The 18,521-nt window shown below is 50.7% G+C and carries 17 protein-coding genes; 8 read left to right on the top strand and 9 right to left on the bottom strand.

Annotation, left to right across the window (positions count from 1 at the left end):
* Positions 1–120: 120 nt before the first annotated feature.
* From thiD to H6750_01440, 5 genes are all read left to right on the top strand, one after another.
* A complete protein-coding gene (gene thiD, locus H6750_01420) occupies positions 121–912 on the top strand; it encodes a bifunctional hydroxymethylpyrimidine kinase/phosphomethylpyrimidine kinase (GenBank protein MCB9772970.1) in 792 nt (263 codons plus the stop codon).
* A gap of 7 nt (positions 913–919) precedes the next feature.
* The gene (locus tag H6750_01425) at positions 920–1,729 is read left to right on the top strand and encodes an alpha/beta fold hydrolase (GenBank protein ID MCB9772971.1); all 810 of its coding nucleotides are present in this window, start codon (positions 920–922) and stop codon (positions 1,727–1,729) included.
* An 18-nt stretch (positions 1,730–1,747) separates the two neighbouring features.
* A complete protein-coding gene (locus H6750_01430) occupies positions 1,748–2,224 on the top strand; it encodes a hypothetical protein (GenBank protein MCB9772972.1) in 477 nt (158 codons plus the stop codon).
* 55 nt (positions 2,225–2,279) lie between these two features.
* Complete coding sequence (locus tag H6750_01435; protein ID MCB9772973.1) at positions 2,280–2,798, top strand: gamma carbonic anhydrase family protein; 519 nt, start codon at positions 2,280–2,282, stop codon at positions 2,796–2,798.
* A gap of 90 nt (positions 2,799–2,888) precedes the next feature.
* Positions 2,889–3,686 carry a hypothetical protein gene (locus tag H6750_01440; protein ID MCB9772974.1) on the top strand — a complete coding sequence of 266 codons (798 nt, stop codon included), beginning with the start codon at positions 2,889–2,891 and terminating at the stop codon, positions 3,684–3,686.
* Positions 3,687–3,720: 34 nt separating this feature from the next.
* Here the strand turns inward: H6750_01440 and H6750_01445 are convergent, their stop codons facing one another.
* Complete coding sequence (locus H6750_01445; protein MCB9772975.1) at positions 3,721–5,181, bottom strand: CPBP family intramembrane metalloprotease; 1,461 nt, start codon at positions 5,179–5,181, stop codon at positions 3,721–3,723.
* A gap of 1,321 nt (positions 5,182–6,502) precedes the next feature.
* On the opposite strand from H6750_01445, the gene H6750_01450 reads away from it, so the two are divergent.
* The gene (locus H6750_01450; GenBank protein MCB9772976.1) at positions 6,503–7,906 is read left to right on the top strand and encodes an NAD-dependent malic enzyme; all 1,404 of its coding nucleotides are present in this window, start codon (positions 6,503–6,505) and stop codon (positions 7,904–7,906) included.
* Between the two features lie 37 nt (positions 7,907–7,943).
* Here the strand turns inward: H6750_01450 and H6750_01455 are convergent, their stop codons facing one another.
* The 8 genes from H6750_01455 to H6750_01490 all read right to left on the bottom strand — a co-directional run bounded on the left by H6750_01455 (position 7,944) and on the right by H6750_01490 (position 16,519).
* Positions 7,944–8,753, bottom strand: coding sequence for an undecaprenyl-diphosphate phosphatase (locus H6750_01455; GenBank protein ID MCB9772977.1), 810 nt, complete (start codon positions 8,751–8,753; stop codon positions 7,944–7,946).
* A 68-nt stretch (positions 8,754–8,821) separates the two neighbouring features.
* Entirely contained in the window at positions 8,822–9,658 is an 837-nt protein-coding gene (gene rfbD / locus H6750_01460) for a dTDP-4-dehydrorhamnose reductase (GenBank protein ID MCB9772978.1), read from the bottom strand.
* A complete protein-coding gene (gene rfbC, locus H6750_01465) occupies positions 9,655–10,209 on the bottom strand; it encodes a dTDP-4-dehydrorhamnose 3,5-epimerase (GenBank protein ID MCB9772979.1) in 555 nt (184 codons plus the stop codon). Before rfbC ends, rfbD begins: the two co-directional genes overlap by 4 nt.
* A 6-nt stretch (positions 10,210–10,215) precedes the next feature.
* Positions 10,216–11,091, bottom strand: coding sequence for a glucose-1-phosphate thymidylyltransferase RfbA (gene rfbA, locus H6750_01470; protein ID MCB9772980.1), 876 nt, complete (start codon positions 11,089–11,091; stop codon positions 10,216–10,218).
* A 72-nt stretch (positions 11,092–11,163) separates the two neighbouring features.
* On the bottom strand, positions 11,164–12,258 hold the full coding sequence (gene rfbB, locus H6750_01475; protein MCB9772981.1) for a dTDP-glucose 4,6-dehydratase: 1,095 nt from the start codon (positions 12,256–12,258) through the stop codon (positions 11,164–11,166).
* Between the two features lie 76 nt (positions 12,259–12,334).
* A complete protein-coding gene (gene glmS / locus H6750_01480) occupies positions 12,335–14,164 on the bottom strand; it encodes a glutamine--fructose-6-phosphate transaminase (isomerizing) (GenBank protein MCB9772982.1) in 1,830 nt (609 codons plus the stop codon).
* 131 nt (positions 14,165–14,295) lie between these two features.
* Positions 14,296–15,807 carry a bifunctional UDP-N-acetylglucosamine diphosphorylase/glucosamine-1-phosphate N-acetyltransferase GlmU gene (glmU, locus tag H6750_01485; protein MCB9772983.1) on the bottom strand — a complete coding sequence of 504 codons (1,512 nt, stop codon included), beginning with the start codon at positions 15,805–15,807 and terminating at the stop codon, positions 14,296–14,298.
* Positions 15,808–15,841: 34 nt separating this feature from the next.
* Complete coding sequence (locus H6750_01490) at positions 15,842–16,519, bottom strand: DUF502 domain-containing protein (GenBank protein ID MCB9772984.1); 678 nt, start codon at positions 16,517–16,519, stop codon at positions 15,842–15,844.
* Positions 16,520–16,721: 202 nt separating this feature from the next.
* Between H6750_01490 and H6750_01495 the strand changes: the two genes are divergently transcribed.
* Entirely contained in the window at positions 16,722–17,483 is a 762-nt protein-coding gene (locus H6750_01495; GenBank protein MCB9772985.1) for a dTMP kinase, read from the top strand.
* A complete protein-coding gene (holB, locus tag H6750_01500; GenBank protein MCB9772986.1) occupies positions 17,443–18,474 on the top strand; it encodes a DNA polymerase III subunit delta' in 1,032 nt (343 codons plus the stop codon). Before H6750_01495 ends, holB begins: the two co-directional genes overlap by 41 nt.
* Positions 18,475–18,521 lie beyond the last annotated feature (47 nt).

The raw sequence follows: 18,521 nt of genomic DNA on the forward strand, positions 1-18,521 counted from the left end.
TAAGCTGGAACAGCAGGATTTCCACGCTTACCAATCATAAGATTGCAGCATCCCTGGATCAGCAGAATATGACATGCTAGACTCACCGTTCGTCCATACATTCTTCATTTGCTACCACTTATGAAAAAAGCTGTTTGCACCATCGCCGGCTCTGATTGTAGTGGAGGGGCCGGCATTCAAGCCGATCTCAAAGCCATGTCCGCAAACGGGGTGTTCGGAATGTCGGTGTTGACGTCCATTACCGCACAAAATACGCGTGGCGTCTCTGCCGTTTTTCATTTGCCTATCTCGATCATTACCGCACAACTCGATGCGCTCTTTTCCGATATTCCTGTCACCGTGATTAAAACCGGAATGCTGGCGACCTCCGACATCATCACAACCGTCAGTCGGCATCTGGCCAAACAACATCTCGAACACCTGGTTGTTGATCCGGTTATGGTCGCGAAAGGAGGGTATCCACTGCTGGAACAGGAAGCGATCGCCACTCTGAAAACCGAATTGCTTCCTCAGGCTTCCCTGCTGACCCCAAATATTGCCGAAGCCGAAATGTTATCCGGCCTCTCCATTAAAACTCTGGCCCATGCCAGAGAGGCGGCGAAAGTCATTCATCAATTCGGCTGCCAACATGTCCTGATCAAGGGCGGGCACCTGCTGGAACAGCCTGGAACCGACCTACTCTATGACGGCAGGTTTTTCCGCATGTTTAAGGGGGGATTTATTCAGACGAATACGACTCACGGAACCGGCTGTACCCTGGCCTCTGCCATTGCCGCCAACCTTGCCAAGGGGAAGTCCATCCCCGATGCGATTGAAGCCGCTAAACATTATACGACTGAGGCCATTCGTCACGGCCTTCCTCTTGGCCAGGGAAATGGCCCCACCGACCATTTCTACTTTCTGCAAGCATAGCCAACTCGTGGAGACCGCATCGCCCACAAATAGCTGGGACGGGAGGACTGAAGCTCCTGTCAGCTTTACCGGTTCATCCGGCATTGTGACGACAGGGATTTTCGCCCAACCGGCTGCTTCCACGAATCGAGCCGTAATCCTTTGCCATGGATTTCCCTCCGATAAAAACAGTCGAACCAACCGGCGGCTAACGGACCTTCTCATTCCTCAATCCATCGCAACGTTTCGATTCGATTGGTATGGGATGGGTGACTCACCGGAGCCCTTGTCACAGCTCCGCATCAAAAAATGTGAGGAACAACTGGATGCGGCCATCCACTTTCTCACCGAAAGATCCATGAAGGCTCTCGGACTCATTGGTTCCAGTTTTGGTGGATTCATGGCCATACTTTCGGCACCCCGATATCCTCATCTCCAGGCCCTGGGCCTGAAATGCCCCGTGGTCGATTTTTCTGAAGTGCTTCGCCTGGAATTGGGAGCAGACGCCATGGACCGATGGAAACGCACCAACCACATACCTGACGTCTTTGGTGGCGACCGTCCGACACCCTTGCCGTATGCCTTTTTCGAGGAATGCCTCTCCTATGACGGCTACAACTCAGCTTCACGCGTTCAAGCCCCCACACTGATTGTGCATGGGGATCAAGACGAAATCATTCCGGTCCATCAGATTGATCGATTACTGACGTCTCTGAGCGTGCCCAAGGATTTTCGTCTCATTCCCGGTGCCAACCATCAATTCGGACGGCCGGAAGATTTTCGTCTCATGACCACCCATTTGGCCAACTGGATGATCGCTCATCTGCCTCTCTCTTGAGGCGGCAGGACCCGATTTATGCCTGACCCACCACACACCAACCGTGAATTATCCCAAGCGCAACTCGAAACCATTCGTATGCTCTATCCGTTATTTAAAAACGAGGTGCTCCGGCGGCGGGAATCCATGAGCCGGTTGTCGGTATTCTACAATACCATATTAGTGTTCCTGATCATGATCATCGCGGTGATTTCCCCTGGACAGCCCGACTTCACCATGCGATGGTTAACGATTACCGGTGTGGTCATCTTGTCCGGGTTTGTGGTCTATCTGATTCTTCAACAAGCCACTCGACACCGAATGGCCAAACGACAATTAATTGAACTCGAGAGGGGGATGGGGCTGTACCAAGAAGGCTGGATGTTTTCGGGAAAAACCACCTATCCGCAACATTGGCAAACCGATTGGCTCTCAGACCGGAGCGTGGCGACGTACCTCACCATCCTCATTGTTCTTACAGGACTGGCTATCTATACTATGCTCATTCGCCTCTAGCCTCCACCTCACGTCCTCACATGAAGATACTCTATCCGGCGAAAGGATCGCGCTCATGTTAAGAACGTATCGAGGGATTGCCCCAACTGTGGCGACCAGCGCGTTTATCGAAGACACGGCCGTCGTTATTGGGGATGTGTCCATCGGATCGGAATCGAGCGTCTGGTTTCATGCCGTCATACGCGGGGATGTACATTCTATCCGCATTGGCCATCGGACCAATATTCAGGATCTCTGCCTGTTGCACGTCACACATGACACCCATGCCCTGACTCTTGGCGATGACATTACCGTGGGGCATCATGTGGTTCTCCATGGATGCACCATTCATGATCGGGTCCTGATTGGTATGGGCGCTATCATCATGGACGGCGTTGTGATCGAAGAAGACTGTGTCATTGGCGCTGGATCATTAATTACGGGGAATATCCACATCCCCTCAAGGAGCCTGGTCACGGGGTCTCCGGCCAAAGTGAAACGCCTGTTGACGGATGCTGAAATACAGTGGATCAAAGAATCTGCCGCGAACTACATCCGATACGCCCAACAATATGTCTCAGAACAGAATGAGTAATGTCGGTATTCCCGCAATCCTGAATCAGGGTATGCCCTGGCTCTTGAAAAATTCCTCTCCCCAATCGCACATTCGGATAAGACCTCTCCCTTGAGCCCTTCTCTTTTTCAACACATTCCACTGATCATTTTGGGAGCCGGCTATACCGGTCGACGGCTCTATCACCAGGCTCGTGCAGCAGGGTGGAATGTTTTCGCGACAAGCCGAAGGCCGGATGTCCATCTTGCCGATATTTTGCCTGCGGATCGAATCCTTTTTGACCTGACTCAGACCGAAACCTGGCGATCCATTCCCACTCCGGCCCATCTCATTTGGTGTTTTCCTGCGACGCCACTGGATGTGGTCCAGACATTCTTTGCCGGCCGCCCCAAAGAGTCCGGTAGAATTCTGGTGTTGGGAAGCACATCCGCCTATGGCACGAACTGCGGAGCCATTACGGAACAGACTCCCGTTAACATGGACCTTCCAAGGGTTCAAGGAGAAGAATATCTTCGGACACAATTGGGGGCTGTGGTCATCCGACTGGCTGGATTATACGGGCCAGGTCGTCATGTGTTGGATTGGATAAGAACAGGCAGAATTCGCAATACTCCGAAATGGGTCAATCTCCTCCATGTAGAAGATGCGGCAGGCATCTGTTTACGAGCCCTTGAACGGGCTCAAAATGGTACCACGTATTTGGCTAGCGATGGGACCCCACGGACCTGGTCAGAGATTTTTTTAATGGCGTCAGAAAAGTGGAGCATACCCATTCCCTCACCCACACCCCCTCGAGAAACCGGCAAACAGATCTCCATTCACAAACTCCTCACCATCCTTCACTATACTCTTCGATTTCCCGACCTCTATCAGGCTTTGGACGACATTGAACGGCATTCATCATCATGAAAACACATCACTGCAAGCAGCCACATGATCATTCCTAACGGAAAAATGCGATAAGAGAATACACCACCACCCCGTTATTCACGGCATGCGCCACCATGCCGGGAATCACACTCCCGGTTCGTTCGTAGGCCCATGCCCACAACAACCCACTCCACAAAACCGTCAGAAACGCGATGAGCCCATAGCCATGGGCTAGGGCGAAAATCAACCCACTTGCGACCATGGAGAGGGAAAAACTGAATTTGGTTCGAAGTGTCGTAAAGAGAATTCCCCGGAAAATGAGTTCTTCAAAAAAGGGCGCCAGAAGAACGAAGTCGATTGTGGTTTTGATAAGTTCCATCCGCGTTCCCCAAATCAACTGCGGGACAAACCATTCTGTCCAATGCACAGAAGATTGAAACGCATCCCCCCCGAGCACAATCATCCAGTCCCCAACAAGTCCAAGCGTCACCAACATCACGACCAGTGGCAGACCGGATTTCAATCGTGACCACACATTCGAACAGCCCACGGCCTGCAGGAATGATTGTTTTCTGGGTCGACACAACAGCAGGGAGGTCAGGACGACGGGAGGAAGATACAGCAAGGCAATCCCGAAATCCTCTATAATTCCAATACCATCAGGCATGACCGCCACCAGCGCCATCAACAGTATCGTCAGGGCACCTCCACGGGCTAAGACCGCGATACCCTCCCGGAATGTCCATGGAATGCGCCAGGCAGCCAAGTCGGTTTGGGACTGTGAAATCGGGCCTTTCAACCGTGCAACACCCAGACGGAGAAAGAACACCCCCCCAATCCCGATCACCACAACCTCACCCGCCAATAGCATGCGCCATTTCCATAATGGGGGGTCGGTCAACTGAGACTCTTGTAATTGGAGATTTTCCTGTAAATCTCGATCTCCCGCCTGAACAGCTATTCGTCGCGCAAGATGAAAGTAAAACCAATTTGCGGGGACCTCTTCAGCTAACCTCGACTGCAAGAAGACATAATCAGCAGGCGACGTTTCGCTTTGCCCATATCCCACTTCCAATAATCGACGAAAAAGAGCAGACTGATCGCGCTCCATACTCCAACTCATCACAAACTGGTTGAATTGGTCGGTCAACCCGGCTTCGCCATAGACCATGCCCAAATACAATTTATCCAATGGTAAGGATTGATCATCCACCCTTTCTTCATACCAGAGTTGGATTTGATCCAGCGTTTCCCCGTCTTGTCCCCCCAAACGATACATCACTTGTTCAAACGAAGAGAGTTCAGGAAGGCGAGATTCAAAACCCAACATCCGGCTGGCGATCCGCTCAAGATCCCGGCTTGCAGGTGAAGCCAGGCGCACATCATCAGAAAGCGTCACCGCCCAAAACAACAAGCTTAGCCCCCCTATGCAGAACAACAAACACAGGCCAGTGAGCCAACGGGAAAATTGAATTTCTTCTTCAAGATCCGAACGGGTATCGGATGTGACGTCAACTAATTGCTCGGTTTTCATGATCATGGCTCACGTGTAGAGGGGAATTTTGCCTTCGTCCAAGGACAGAGACGATATCATGATCAACGAATGCCATGCTCAGGCCTGACGTAACTGTGGGAGTACCCACAAGGAATCCGGATAAGTATTTCATTGGGTTCAGACCTGTGATTGAAACAAATAGCCAGTCCTGCCCTACACCGCGAACATCGAAACCAGGACGGTCCGCGGCAAAATAATCAAAAAAAAATTACAATCAATGGACTTTCAAATTAAATTTTCACAATCTTAATAGGCAGAGGATGGGTATTTATTTCAAGAGCTTCAGCTCATTCCTTTCTTAAGATCAAAATTTTATTTCTCTAAAATCAGGATCAGCCAGCATCTCTTCTACAGCCACCATATCAAAACCTCATGCATCTGCCAGTTCCTGGTTTGATATACCGAGGTTTCCCTCTTGAAAGAGAATAGGCTCATTTCGTTTCAGGTCTATTGAGGGCTGAATCCTCTTTGGGAATTTCCCAGCGATCAAAGAGGATCGAAAGGCCCTATCTGGCATGATTCCGGACCACATTATGATCTACGGCTGCCCGAGACTCATTTTCTGAAATTCTCTGTCTACAAATTCATAGATCGTTATTCCTATAACGATGAGAAATCTCCACAGCACTGAGGCCACAGGTAAGACAAGCCTGTTTAAATTGTTCATTTTTCTGAATATTTAGGCAAATTCTTCCCCCGAAAGTACCAAAAACGATCCTGACCAAAACCATCCCTCACCGCACGGTTGTTAACCCACCATTGTATCGGCCAATCCATCCGCAGGGTAAACTGACAAGGCAAGAGGAGACTATAAAATCTCATCGTTCTATAATTTATCTAGGCCTGGTCAAGATGCGGAGCCGCGTCCAGAGTCACGGCGAGCACTATCTGAGCAACTTGAGTTGGGCCGCCGCCGGGTTCGACGAGCATCGAAAGGGTACTTTCGGACCACGCCCAGGGGCAGGGGCTTTAGCCCCGTTGGCGAATGTGGGGTCACGCCCTATGGATCACCCTCTGTAATTTGGGCTCGGCTCCCAGGATGAACCCCGTCCTTATTTCTTTCATTCCTCAAATGATTTTCCGTCGAGAGTAACGGCCTATTTCTGGCCCCCAGTACATACCCCTAACTTGGATAATCCGATACAATATAAGAAAAAGATCTGTAGCCTCTGGGTAACCTGATCAAGATTGATCCGTTGCGCAACTAAAGAGGAGGGACTTCTTGGTGTGGAATTTTTTTAAGCGACAGCAAAATGGGCAAAGTTCCTCGCAAGATATCGGCCCCTATTCCAATTACCGGATGGCCGTGCGATTAGAATTGACCCAACGCACCGGGGTCTTCGCCCAATTAGCCACCGCCATCGCAGAAGAAGGCGCCAGTTTGGGCGCATACGACATGGTCTCGGCCACTCGCACCAAAGTGATCCGGGATATTACCCTGGATGTCCAGAGTGAAGAACATGGCGAACGGGTCATGAAACGCCTGAATTCGTTGGCCGATGTTCGGGTCATCGCCTCATCGGATCGGATTTTCCTCATGCATTTGGGCGGAAAAATCCGGGTGGAGAGCAAGTTCCCGGTGAAAACCAGAAATACCCTGTCTATGGTCTACACGCCTGGAGTCGGTCGCGTCGTCAAAGCCATTGCCGCGGATGAGAAAAAGGCCTACTCCTTTACGACAAAAAATAACAGCATCGCTGTCGTGACAGACGGATCCGCCATATTGGGCTTAGGAAATCTTGGCCCTCTCGCCGCCTTACCGGTCATGGAAGGCAAAGCCATGTTGTTCCATCAATTTGCCGGTATTGATGCCTGGCCTCTCTGTCTCAATACCCAGGATTCAGAAGAGATTATCCGGACGGTGGTCGCCATTTCTCCGTCATTTGGAGGCATTAACCTGGAAGACATCAGTGCTCCCCGATGCTTTGACATTGAGCGACGACTGCAGGCCGAACTGGATATTCCGGTCATGCATGATGATCAGCATGGAACGGCTGTGGTCATTTTGGGTGCGCTTCTGAATGCCTTAAAAGTCACACGCCGAACCATCAATGAAATTACCGTGGTGGTCCTCGGATTGGGAGCGGCAGGCACGGCCTGTTGTGAATTACTTTTAGGAGCCGGCGTCACCAGGCTCAAGGGGTGCGACAAACAGGGACTGGTGTTGGATCGACCAGTGGAAGAACTTCTGCCGCATCGCCATATGCTTCGCAGCATCATTCCGTATGATCAGCCGACCGGAACCCTTCAGGACGCCCTGAAAGATGCCCATGTCATTATCGGTCTTTCCTCGGCCAACATTTTAAAACCCGAAGACTTGGCCCTAATGGCCAAGGATCCCATTGTGTTTGCCTTAGCCAATCCTGATCCTGAAATCCTACCCGAGGTCGCCATTCCCCACTGTCGCGTCTATGCCAGCGGGCGGTCGGATTATCCCAATCAATGCAACAATCTCTTGTCGTTTCCCGGCATCTTTCGTGGAGCCCTTGATGTGCAAGCCAAAACGATTAATGAACCGATGCTCATTGCTGCCGCTCATGCCCTCTCCAAGATGATTCCTGACTCCGCACTCAGTGAGGAATATATTATTCCCAGCGTATTCGACAAGCAGGTGGTACCCAAGGTCGCCAAGGCCGTCTCTCAGGCTGCTATTGACTCCGGCGTGGCACGCCGAATAAAGAAGGACATGGAAGAGGAGCTGTAAGTACACCAACTAAGAATGGTTAGGGAGACAGCAGGGTTTATTTTAAAGAATCCCAAAGGATGATGCTTATTCCGAGTGGCCACAGATAATAAGCGAATAAATGGAAGTGATCCTGCCTGACAAGTCTAATGATCAACGAAATGGACCCATATCCCACCAGGGCCGCGACGACCATTCCGACCACATAGACACCTATCGGGTCATGAATCTGATCCATGCCTTTCCCAATTTCTAAGATCGTCGCCCCCACAATCGCTGGCATAGAAATCAGAAGAGAAAACCGGGCCGATAGCTCACGATCCAAACCTAACAACACTCCACTGGCTATGGTTGACCCAGACCGGGAAATCCCTGGAAGGACCGCCACACCCTGCACCATGCCAATCGCCAGGGCATCCCGTATGCTCATCTCCTGAATACCTCTTGCACGGCTTCTCCCATGCCCCAACCAGAGAATCACACCGGTAATCAACAACATAACGGCTACAACGGAGGGCTGAACCAGCGTTTCAAGACCGATCGATCGAATACCTAATCCAATGATTGCCGTAGGGATAGATGCGATCAGAACATAGTGGATGGTGCGTCGCTCAAATCCTTGAAATAGGCTGCCTTGTGTTGTCGTCCCTCCAAGATAACCTAAGCCCAGGGTGAGGAGATCATGGCGAAAATACACCAGGATCGCGGTTACGGTCGCCAGATGCAACATGATGTCATACAACAAATTGGTCTCACTAAAATGACCAAACCAGTGTTGAGCCAGAACTAAATGTCCGGATGAGGATACCGGGAGGAATTCCGTGAGTCCTTGAATGACCGCAAGCACCACCGCTTCGATGTAGTCCATCGTTTAGGAATGCCTTTCTTGTAGCTGATGATCAGGAAAAAGATGATTCACAGAACAGATGACGACCCCTAGCCTTTCCACTGACTGGCAAAATCGCGAACGCCCTCTTCCCAGGGCGGCAACTTAATCAAAGGGTCCTGTAAAGAAGTCAGCACGGCATAGGATGGCCGTCGTGCCGGACGAGGAAATTGAGCTGTCGCTATCGGCACAACCGAGGTTTGAATATCCAATGCCTGATATAGTGTTTGAGCCAATTCATACCAACTGGTCCCGCCTGTACCGGCCATGTGATAGGTCCCAAACGCATCAGTCTCTCCCAATTGGAATACCGCCTGGGCAAGATGGGGGGCAAAGGTCGGTGACCCATACTGGTCACTGACGACTTTCACGACCTCCCGGCCTGCCATTCGACAAATTGTACTGGGGAAGTTCTTCCCTACAGTGTGGTAAAGCCAGGCTGTCCGAACAATAAAATGCCGTGGGTTCGCGACCCGCACAGCCTCTTCACCGGCTAATTTACTGAGCCCATAGACGCCTAACGGATTCGTACGATCAAATTCATGATAGGGCCGATTCTGCTGACCATCAAATACATAATCAGTGGAAAAATGAATTAGGGTCATCCCCAAATCATTCGTCACCACGGCAAGATTTCTCGGGCCCAGGGCATTACCCCGGTAGGCGGCATCCGGCTTCACTTCTGCCTCATCCACCTGCGTAAATGCGGCCGCATTGATGACAATGTGTGGTCGAAGTTGATCAAGGGCTTTCCTGACTTCCTCGAACTGCGTGATATCCAAATCCTGGAGATCCCAAGCCGTGACCTCATGGTCGGCATATTGCCGTTGAAGGGCCTGCCCTAATTGCCCTTGAGCCCCTGTGATTAAAATTCGATTCTGCCTCATGATTGATAATCCGGAAGCTGGTCGCACAGGTCATCGAGTAACAGCCCGGCAGCATCCTTTGTGGAGAGAAGTGGCCGTTCGATCGGCCAATGAATGCCAATACGGGGATCTTTCCATTGAATGGTCACTTCACCACCAGGTGCATAAAAATCGGTGCATTTGTACTCCACTTCAGCCACATCGCTGAGGACACAAAATCCATGGGCGAATCCCATAGGAACATAAATTTGTCTGAAATTCTCTGCCGATAAGGTCACCCCCACCCATGAGGCAAAAGTCGGAGACCCCTTACGAATATCAACCGCGACATCAAAGATTTCTCCACGGATCACCCGAATGAGCTTTCCTTGTGGACGAGTCATTTGAAAGTGTAACCCACGAAGGGTCCCGAGAACCGACGATGAACAATTATCCTGCACAAATGGAGGCAGAATCCCTGCCTCCTGATACTTTTGCACATGATACGTTTCTAAAAACCATCCACGGTGATCCCGGTACACATCAGGCTCAACAATCAGAACCTCCGGGAGTCGCGTTGGGAGAAATTTCATATCCGGTTACTCCTGCCCCTGATTGACCAAATGCAGCAGATATTGCCCGTACCCGTTGTCTTTCATTTTCGTGGCTAAGCGCAACACGTCACCTGGCTGAATGTATCCCATTTTGTATGCGATTTCTTCCGGACAGGAAACCATCAGGCCCTGTCGCTCTTGTAACACTTGAATATAGTGGGCTGCTTGCATGAGAGATTCATGAGTCCCAGTATCCAACCACGCAATGCCACGCCCAAGCACCCGGACCTGCAGGGATCCGGCTTCTAAATAGGTTTTATTTACATCCGTGATTTCGAGTTCATTTCTCGCCGAAGGCTTGAGAGAATCGGCGATACCCACGACCCGATTGTCATAAAAATATAACCCGGTTACGGCATAGGGCGACTTGGGACGGGAGGGCTTTTCCTCCAGGCTCGTGGCTTGCCCGTGATCATTAAAGGTCACCACACCGTATCGTTCGGGATCCCGTACCTGGTAGGCAAACACTTGAGCCCCTGTGGCCTGAGAGGCCGCCTCCTGAAGATAGCGAGACAGCCCATGCCCATAAAAAATATTATCCCCAAGAATGAGCGCCACCCGATCCTGTCCGATAAACTCACGCCCAATTACAAAGGCTTGCGCAATTCCTTCGGGTCGGGGTTGCACCTGGTATCGGATCGTTAACCCGAGATGACTGCCATCACCTAACAACCGGACAAACCCTTCCTGCTCATGAGGAGTGGTGATCACCAAAATTTCCCGGATTCCAGCCAGCATCAGAGTCGACAATGGATAGTAAATCATCGGTTTATCAAAAACCGGCATGAGTTGCTTGCTGACTGCGTGGGTTAAGGGATAGAGTCGGGTTCCCGATCCGCCCGCTAGGATGATTCCCTTCATCGTACCCCCTTGCATCCCAATGTCTTCATCATCCTCATGTGACCTTGCCAAAATGAGAGAACGTTTCCGCCCCTATAGCGATGGGACAGAGGCTAACCCGAGTCGTTCCCGTTGATAGGAATTCGTGGTCACGGCCTGACACCATTGGCGATTGGCAGCATACCATTCAATCGTTTGCCGCAACCCGGACTCAAAAGAGTGGCGTGGGCTCCACCCCATTTGCGAGTGAACTTTCGTGGTATCAATGCCATAACGAAAATCATGCCCGGGACGGTCGGCCACAAATACTTTCAAGTCTGCGTATCGTGTGATACCCCGTTGAGACAGGTAAGGATTGGCAGCACCCGGGGCAACCTCTTCCAAGATCCGGCATAGAGCATCCACCACCTCAAGGTTCGATCGTTCCGATCGCCCGCCCAGGTTATATTTTTCTCCAGGCGTTCCCTCCTGAAGGACCAGGAGTAGGCCCTCACAATGGTCTTCCACAAACAACCAGTCCCGGATATTCTGCCCGTTCCCATAAATCGGAAGAGGCTTCCCTTCTAAGGCATTCAAGACCATGAGAGGAATAAGCTTTTCCGGAAATTGATAGGGCCCATAGTTATTGGAACAATTGGTCATCAGGATTGGAAGACCGTACGTGTGATGAAAAGCCCGCACCAAATGATCTGCGCTGGCTTTCGATGCCGCATAGGGTGAATTGGGGGCATAAGGGGTCTCCTCGGAAAACAATCCTGTCGGGCCCAACGTCCCATACACTTCATCAGTTGAAACATGCAGGAACCGAAAACGTTGGCGATGATCAGCATGCCCTTGCTTCAGAAATCGCATGACCACGTCCAACAATACCAGCGTACCCGTGACATTGGTATGAATAAAGGGGTAGGGGTCGTCAATAGACCGGTCCACATGCGATTCAGCGGCAAAATTCAGCAACCACCTGGGAGAAAATGAATCCATCATCCTGGCCATCTCACCCGCATCGGCAATATCGGCCTGGATAAACACGAGACGAGGATGGTCCCACAATCCATCAAGATTTTCTCGATGACCCGCATAGGTCAATTTGTCCACGACGACAATTCGTGCGTCGGTCTTGTGAAGGGCCATCCGGACAAAATTGGCGCCAATAAAACCAGCGCCTCCGGTTACAATCATGGTCTCCATGATTCAATATTCTCCACTTAATAGAAGTGGTGAGAACCAAGCAGGAAAGACTCTGGTGGGAGATTGGAAGGATGCCTTACTCAACCGTCACACTCTTGGCAAGATTTCTCGGACGGTCAATATCTACTCCTCGCAACACCGCAATATGATAGGCCAGCAGTTGAAGGCCGACGGTAAACAGAATCGGGGTCAAAAGTGCATGGACAGCAGGAATCGCGAACACGTGATCGGCAACCTGATCCAAGGCATGATCCCCTTCGGTCACAAATGCAATCACGGGAGCACTCCTGGCGCGCACTTCCATCAGATTACTGACAGACTTTTCGTAGAGCCGATCTTTCGGCGATAGCACGACCACAGGCATGTCTTCATCAATCAATGCGATGGGACCATGCTTCATCTCCCCCGCCGCATATCCCTCGGCATGGATATAGGAGATTTCCTTGAGTTTCAAGGCACCTTCCAGGGCAATGGGATAATTAATTCCCCGACCCAAATACAAAAAATTTCGTTTTTGATAATACCGCTGGGCAATCGCTTGAATCGACGCTTCCTGCTTGAGAATGTGCTCGACCTGGCCGGGAAGCTTGAGAAAATGATCCAACCACCATCGCCCTTCCTCCGGACTTAAGGTGCGACGCACTCGTCCCACATGCAAGGCCAAGAGATATAAGGCAATTACCTGCCCGGTAAAGGCTTTCGTGGAAGCCACACTAATCTCAGGACCACATCTGGTGTAAATCACCCCATCGGCTTCGCGAGCCAGCGTACTTCCCACCACATTTACAATCACCAGGACACGGGCCCCCCGGTGCTTGGCTTCCCGTGCCGCCGCCAATGTGTCCGCCGTCTCGCCTGATTGTGAAATGGCAATAAACAAATCGTCCTTTTGTATCATAGGCTCCCGGTACCGGAACTCTGAACCGATATCCACCTGAACGGGCCGTCGAATCATTTCTTCGAATAAATATTTCCCGACGAGCCCCGAGTGCCAAGACGTCCCACACGCCACGATCCAGATTCGCCTGGCGTTGAGCAACTCCTCGTCGGTCATGGCCAAATCCGGAAGATCCGCTTCGCCCGTTTCATATTGAAACCGGCCCCGAAGCGTATCCATAATCACTTGTGGCTGTTCGTGGATTTCCTTCATCATGAAATCCGGATAGCCCCCCTTTTCAGCCGCCTCAGCATCCCAATCAATGGTAACGGGATTGAAACTTTTCGGTTGGCCATCCGAAGCAAAAATGGTGATACCGGAATTCTCTAAGATGCCTACATCTCCGTCTTCGAGAAACACCACCTCCCGTATATGAGCTAGGAGAGGCGTGACATCAGAGGCCAAAAAGGCTCCTTTTCCATTCTGACCAATCACCAGGGGACACCCTGAACGACTGACGACGATGCGTCCTGGCTCAGCCAGCGACATCACGGCAATGGCATAACTCCCATGCAGTTCATTAGCAATTAATCTGACTGCCTCTTGAAGCCCATGCCCCTTCATCGTGAGCGAGGATAAAAGGTGCGCAATGACCTCGGTGTCGGTTTCAGACTCAAACCGATAGCCTTCTAATTCCAATCGATGGCGGAGATCGAGAAAATTTTCAATAATTCCATTATGGACGAGAACAATCTCTCCCGAACGGTGAGGATGGGCATTTTGTTCAGATGGCCGGCCATGCGTGGCCCAGCGCGTATGACCGATTCCTATTGTTCCGGCGACAGACCCGTTTTGTAAAACGGCCTGAAGATTGGTGAGCTTGCCCACCGTCCTTCGAATTTTCAACTCTCCATTATGTTGAATCGCAATCCCGGCGGAGTCATACCCTCGATATTCCAGCCGTTGTAGCCCGGCCACTAAAATAGGGGTCGCTGGTTCACCTCCAACATATCCGATGATTCCACACATACGCTAACGCTCCTTACATCGCATCTTTTTTACAAATGATATTGGAATGATCGGAATGGTATCGCTCAGCCTGGATGAAAACACAGGATTCCGCCCAGATATCGCTCGATTTGGTTCATCAAAATTGGCCACTAGACAGGGTCTTTTTGTTGCTGAGGGTTCGGTCGTAATGAGGACTCAGCCGGGGCACCCTGCTCTTTGTCCTGAACATGGGCAGCTGAGGAAGAAGCCAGAATTTCTCGCCGTTTCGCCGCCGTACCTTCTTTATTGACCTGCGCCACTCGGGAAATACTCAATGCATTGGCCGGAACATTTTTCGTGACGGTGGTTCCTGCCGCAATCAACGCCCCTTCCCCTATTGTCACCGGGGCAATTAATTGCACATCACTCCCAATAAAGACATTGTCCTCAATCTGTGTCCGTGCCTTTCGAAATCCATCATAGTTGCAGGTAATGGTCCCGGCCCCGATATTCACATTCCGGCCAATCACGGTATCTCCGAGATAACTCAAATGATTGACCTTAGACCCCTCCCCAACTTCAGTCTGTTTCAATTCCACAAAATTTCCAACCTTGCCTTTTCGATGAATATGGCTCCCCGGACGCAAATGCGCAAAAGGCCCGATGACCGCCCCCTCTTCTATCCTGGCTTCCAACATGACGCACGAATCCTGAATGAGGACATTATTGCCGACCAGGCAATTGTTCAGCCTCGAATTGCCGTGAATAACGCAATTCGCTCCAATGACGGTCCGGCCTTCAAGTATGACTCCGGGATACAGACTGGTATCCCTTCCAATTTCAACTCCATCGTCAATAATCACACGTTCCGGATCCAGCATGGTGACACCTGACAACATGAGACGCTGGCAAATTCGTCGTCGCATTTCTTTTTCGGCTAGAGCCAGATGTTCCCTTGTGTTAATCCCAGTCGTCTCCAAATGGTCATTGGTTATCCATGCCGAAACTTTCAGACCTTGCTGGACAGCCACTTCAATAATATCGGTGATGTAATATTCCCCTTGGGCATTTTGGGGACGCAATTGGCTCAATGCCTTTCCAAGGAAGGTGCCATCCACGACATACGTCCCAACATTAATTTCCGAAATACTTCGTTCTTCTGCTGAGCAATCTTGATCCTCGACAACACGACGGATCTCGCCCGATGGCGCGCGAACCACCCTCCCGTAACCACGGGATTCCGGAATGACCGTCGTTAAGATTGTCAGGGCGGCTTTTTCAGATTGATGGTAATCAACCAGGGAATTCAGCGTGGCCTGCGTTAATAAAGGTGAATCGCCATTCAGAATCAAGAATTGTTCGGCCTGCTTGAGGTCGTTCCTGGTAACGACTGGATACGCCTGCTGAACCGCATGCCCCGTCCCCAATTGTTTCTCCTGAATCACCACTTCAAAAGGCTCAAAATTAGCCTTTTCTTGTTCGAGGTAGGCCTGGACCTGTTCCGATCCGTGGCCGACCACAATAGCAACGGTCTGGCTGCCCACTTGCCTGGCTAAGTTCGCGGCATACCACAGCATGGGACGACCGGCCACACGATGTAGGACTTTGGGCAAAGCCGATTTCATCCGGGTTCCTTGTCCCGCAGCCAGAATCATGGCAGCCGTGTTTTTTTTACCACTCATTACGCCTGTCATACCCTTCGTTAAAGGTCTCTTCTCATGGGGTTTGAACTTTAGGTGAGTCCTTGAGGGTCATTCTATCCCGTTTTTTTGCAATTTCAATGCTAGAGGACTTATCCGGAGGAGAATAAAATCCTCCTGAAACAATAAGCTTCATGGCTTCCTCAACCCCCATATCTACAGGAATAATTTCACTCTCGGGAACCAGAAGAAAATAGCCAGAAGTTGGATTCGGAGATGTGGGGACAAACACATGGACCAAAGGCTCCGGAGCCAGATTCTGGATTTCCTTTCTGGTCTCCCCGGTAACAAACGACAAACAATAGTTCCCCTCTTTGGGAAATTGAATCATTACCACTTTGTTATATTTTTCGCGTTGTTTGAATGATAAGATGTCCATCATCGACTTCAATGTGGCATAAATACCACGTACAATCGGGACGCGATCTAAAATTTCTTCCCACCGGACGACCAATCGTTTTCCCAAAAAATTTGTGGCAAAGACACCGGCTGAAAAAATCAACAGCAATAATGCCAAAATACCCAGACCGGGAAAGTAATAATCCGGCAACACCAGGTCCGCTAATGCCGTGCCAAGGATACTATCCACAGTCACAAACAGCGTTTTTAAAATGAGGATCGTTCCCCAGATTGGGGTAATTACCAACAGGCCTGTCAAAAAATAACGTCTGAGAGAGGCGCGAAGGGTATTCATGAGAAAAATCCGCCTTATACCCGCCACACAGAGCGGGCACAGTTTCTACGGGAGAGGTAGGAGGTCACCGTAATACTATCGCATCTTACAATCAGGATGGCACTCCTGCAAGACTTTTCTTGCGAATTTCAATGACTTAGACTAGGATCGTTCAGGGTAAATTTCCATGAAACCGAGAAACCACGCAAAGGGAAAACAGGGCATGCCTTCAGGGTTATTCATTACCTTCGAAGGCACAGAAGGCTCTGGAAAGACCACCCAATCTCACCGATTGGCACAAGCACTTCGAGCTCAAGGCTATCAGGTATTAGAAACCCGCGAGCCTGGAGGAACTCCATTGGCTGAGGCCATTCGCCGCCTTCTGCTTTCCCACTCCAAAACGAAATCCAACAAGGAAATCATCACTCCAGAATGCGAAACAGCTCTAATTCTGGCTTCCCGGTCCCAACATGTGGCTCATGTGATTCGGCCAGCCCTCTCAAAAGGCATAATTGTGCTGTGTGACCGGTTTTTTGATTCAACTCTGGCCTACCAGGGATACGGACGACACCGGGATATCAACTTTCTAAAGCATTCCCATCAATTCGCCACGGAAGGACTGACTCCACACCTCACGTTTTTACTCGATCTCCCGACCCAAGAAGGGTTGGCGAGGCGACAAAAGGCCCGGCACCAAAATCGACTTGACCAGGAATCCTTGGATTTCCATCAACGAGTACGTCGAGGTTTCATTGCCCTCGCTAAACAGCATCCCCAACGCATTCAAAAATTAGATGCCAGGCAATCCCCCGAGATCCTGACTATTCTTATATCATCCATGATGGCACGCCTCATTCAGTCGTTACCATCGACAAGCCTGGCTCACGTCACTCCTCAACCCAGCCGCATTATCAAGCGAATCCGGACGAAAGGGACCCCTCAGCATGGCATTTCGAGATCTCGTCGGGCATCAACGCCCAATTAAATGGCTCCAAACAGCGGTCTCTACCAACCATCTGGGGCATGCCTATCTGTTTCATGGAGAGCCGTCCATTGGGAAACGACTCACCGCTAACGCGCTTGCCCAGTATCTTCATTGCGAGGCCCCACAAATCGCACCAACACCCGATGCCTGCGACCACTGCCGATCATGTCATCAAATCGCCCAGGCCACTCATCCCGACTTTTTGTTGGTTCAACCTGAAGATATGCAAAAGCAGAATCCCAAAATTACCATTGATCAAATACGCGATATCGAACATCTGGTTATTTATCGTCCTCTCCTGGGGTCACATAAGATTTGCCTCATTGATCAGGCCGACTCCATGACCACTGAAGCAGCCAACGCCTTGCTCAAGACATTGGAAGATCCGCCAGACCATTGCCTCTTTCTCCTGATCACCAGCCGCCCGGAGCACCTTTTGGCAACGATTCGGTCTCGATGCATTACGTTGCGATTTGCCCCGCTGCCCTCTGCCAGCATTTATGAATTCCTGAAGGAACGGACAGACAGGGAAGACCAGGATAACCGGTTAATCGCGGCATTTGCCGAAGGCCGGTTGGGTTCAGCTTTGGCCTGTGACCCCGCAGAGTTAAAGGTAAAAATCCGTCAGTACTGGGCATTGTTATTTGGGGAACATACGGCGTTGGCTTCACGGGTGATGGATATGAGTGAAGGGCTGGTCAAATCGAACCAAGTACAGGAAGCGATTCATTGGTTTTGGGCAGGGCTCAGGGATTTGCTCTTGCTGACCCTGGATCATTCCTTGTCGCCCACCTTGTACCAGGATCAAGAAACGGCGCTTCGCGAGTTGTCTCTCCAGATCACCCCTTCTTCACTTCTGGACCTCATCCATGAACTCAACCAACTCGAGCGAGGGCAACAACGAAATCTTAATGTGCAAATCGGATTGGAGCAATTTTTCTTTCATCTTCACGACCAATTGGAATTCTCGCATTCACCAGTGATCGCTTAACCATCAATTACCTGCTTACCCCGGTTCTGCGACCACGTGAGTCGTTT

The organism is Nitrospiraceae bacterium (genome assembly GCA_020632595.1).
Taxonomy (GTDB): Bacteria; Nitrospirota; Nitrospiria; order Nitrospirales; family UBA8639; genus Nitrospira_E.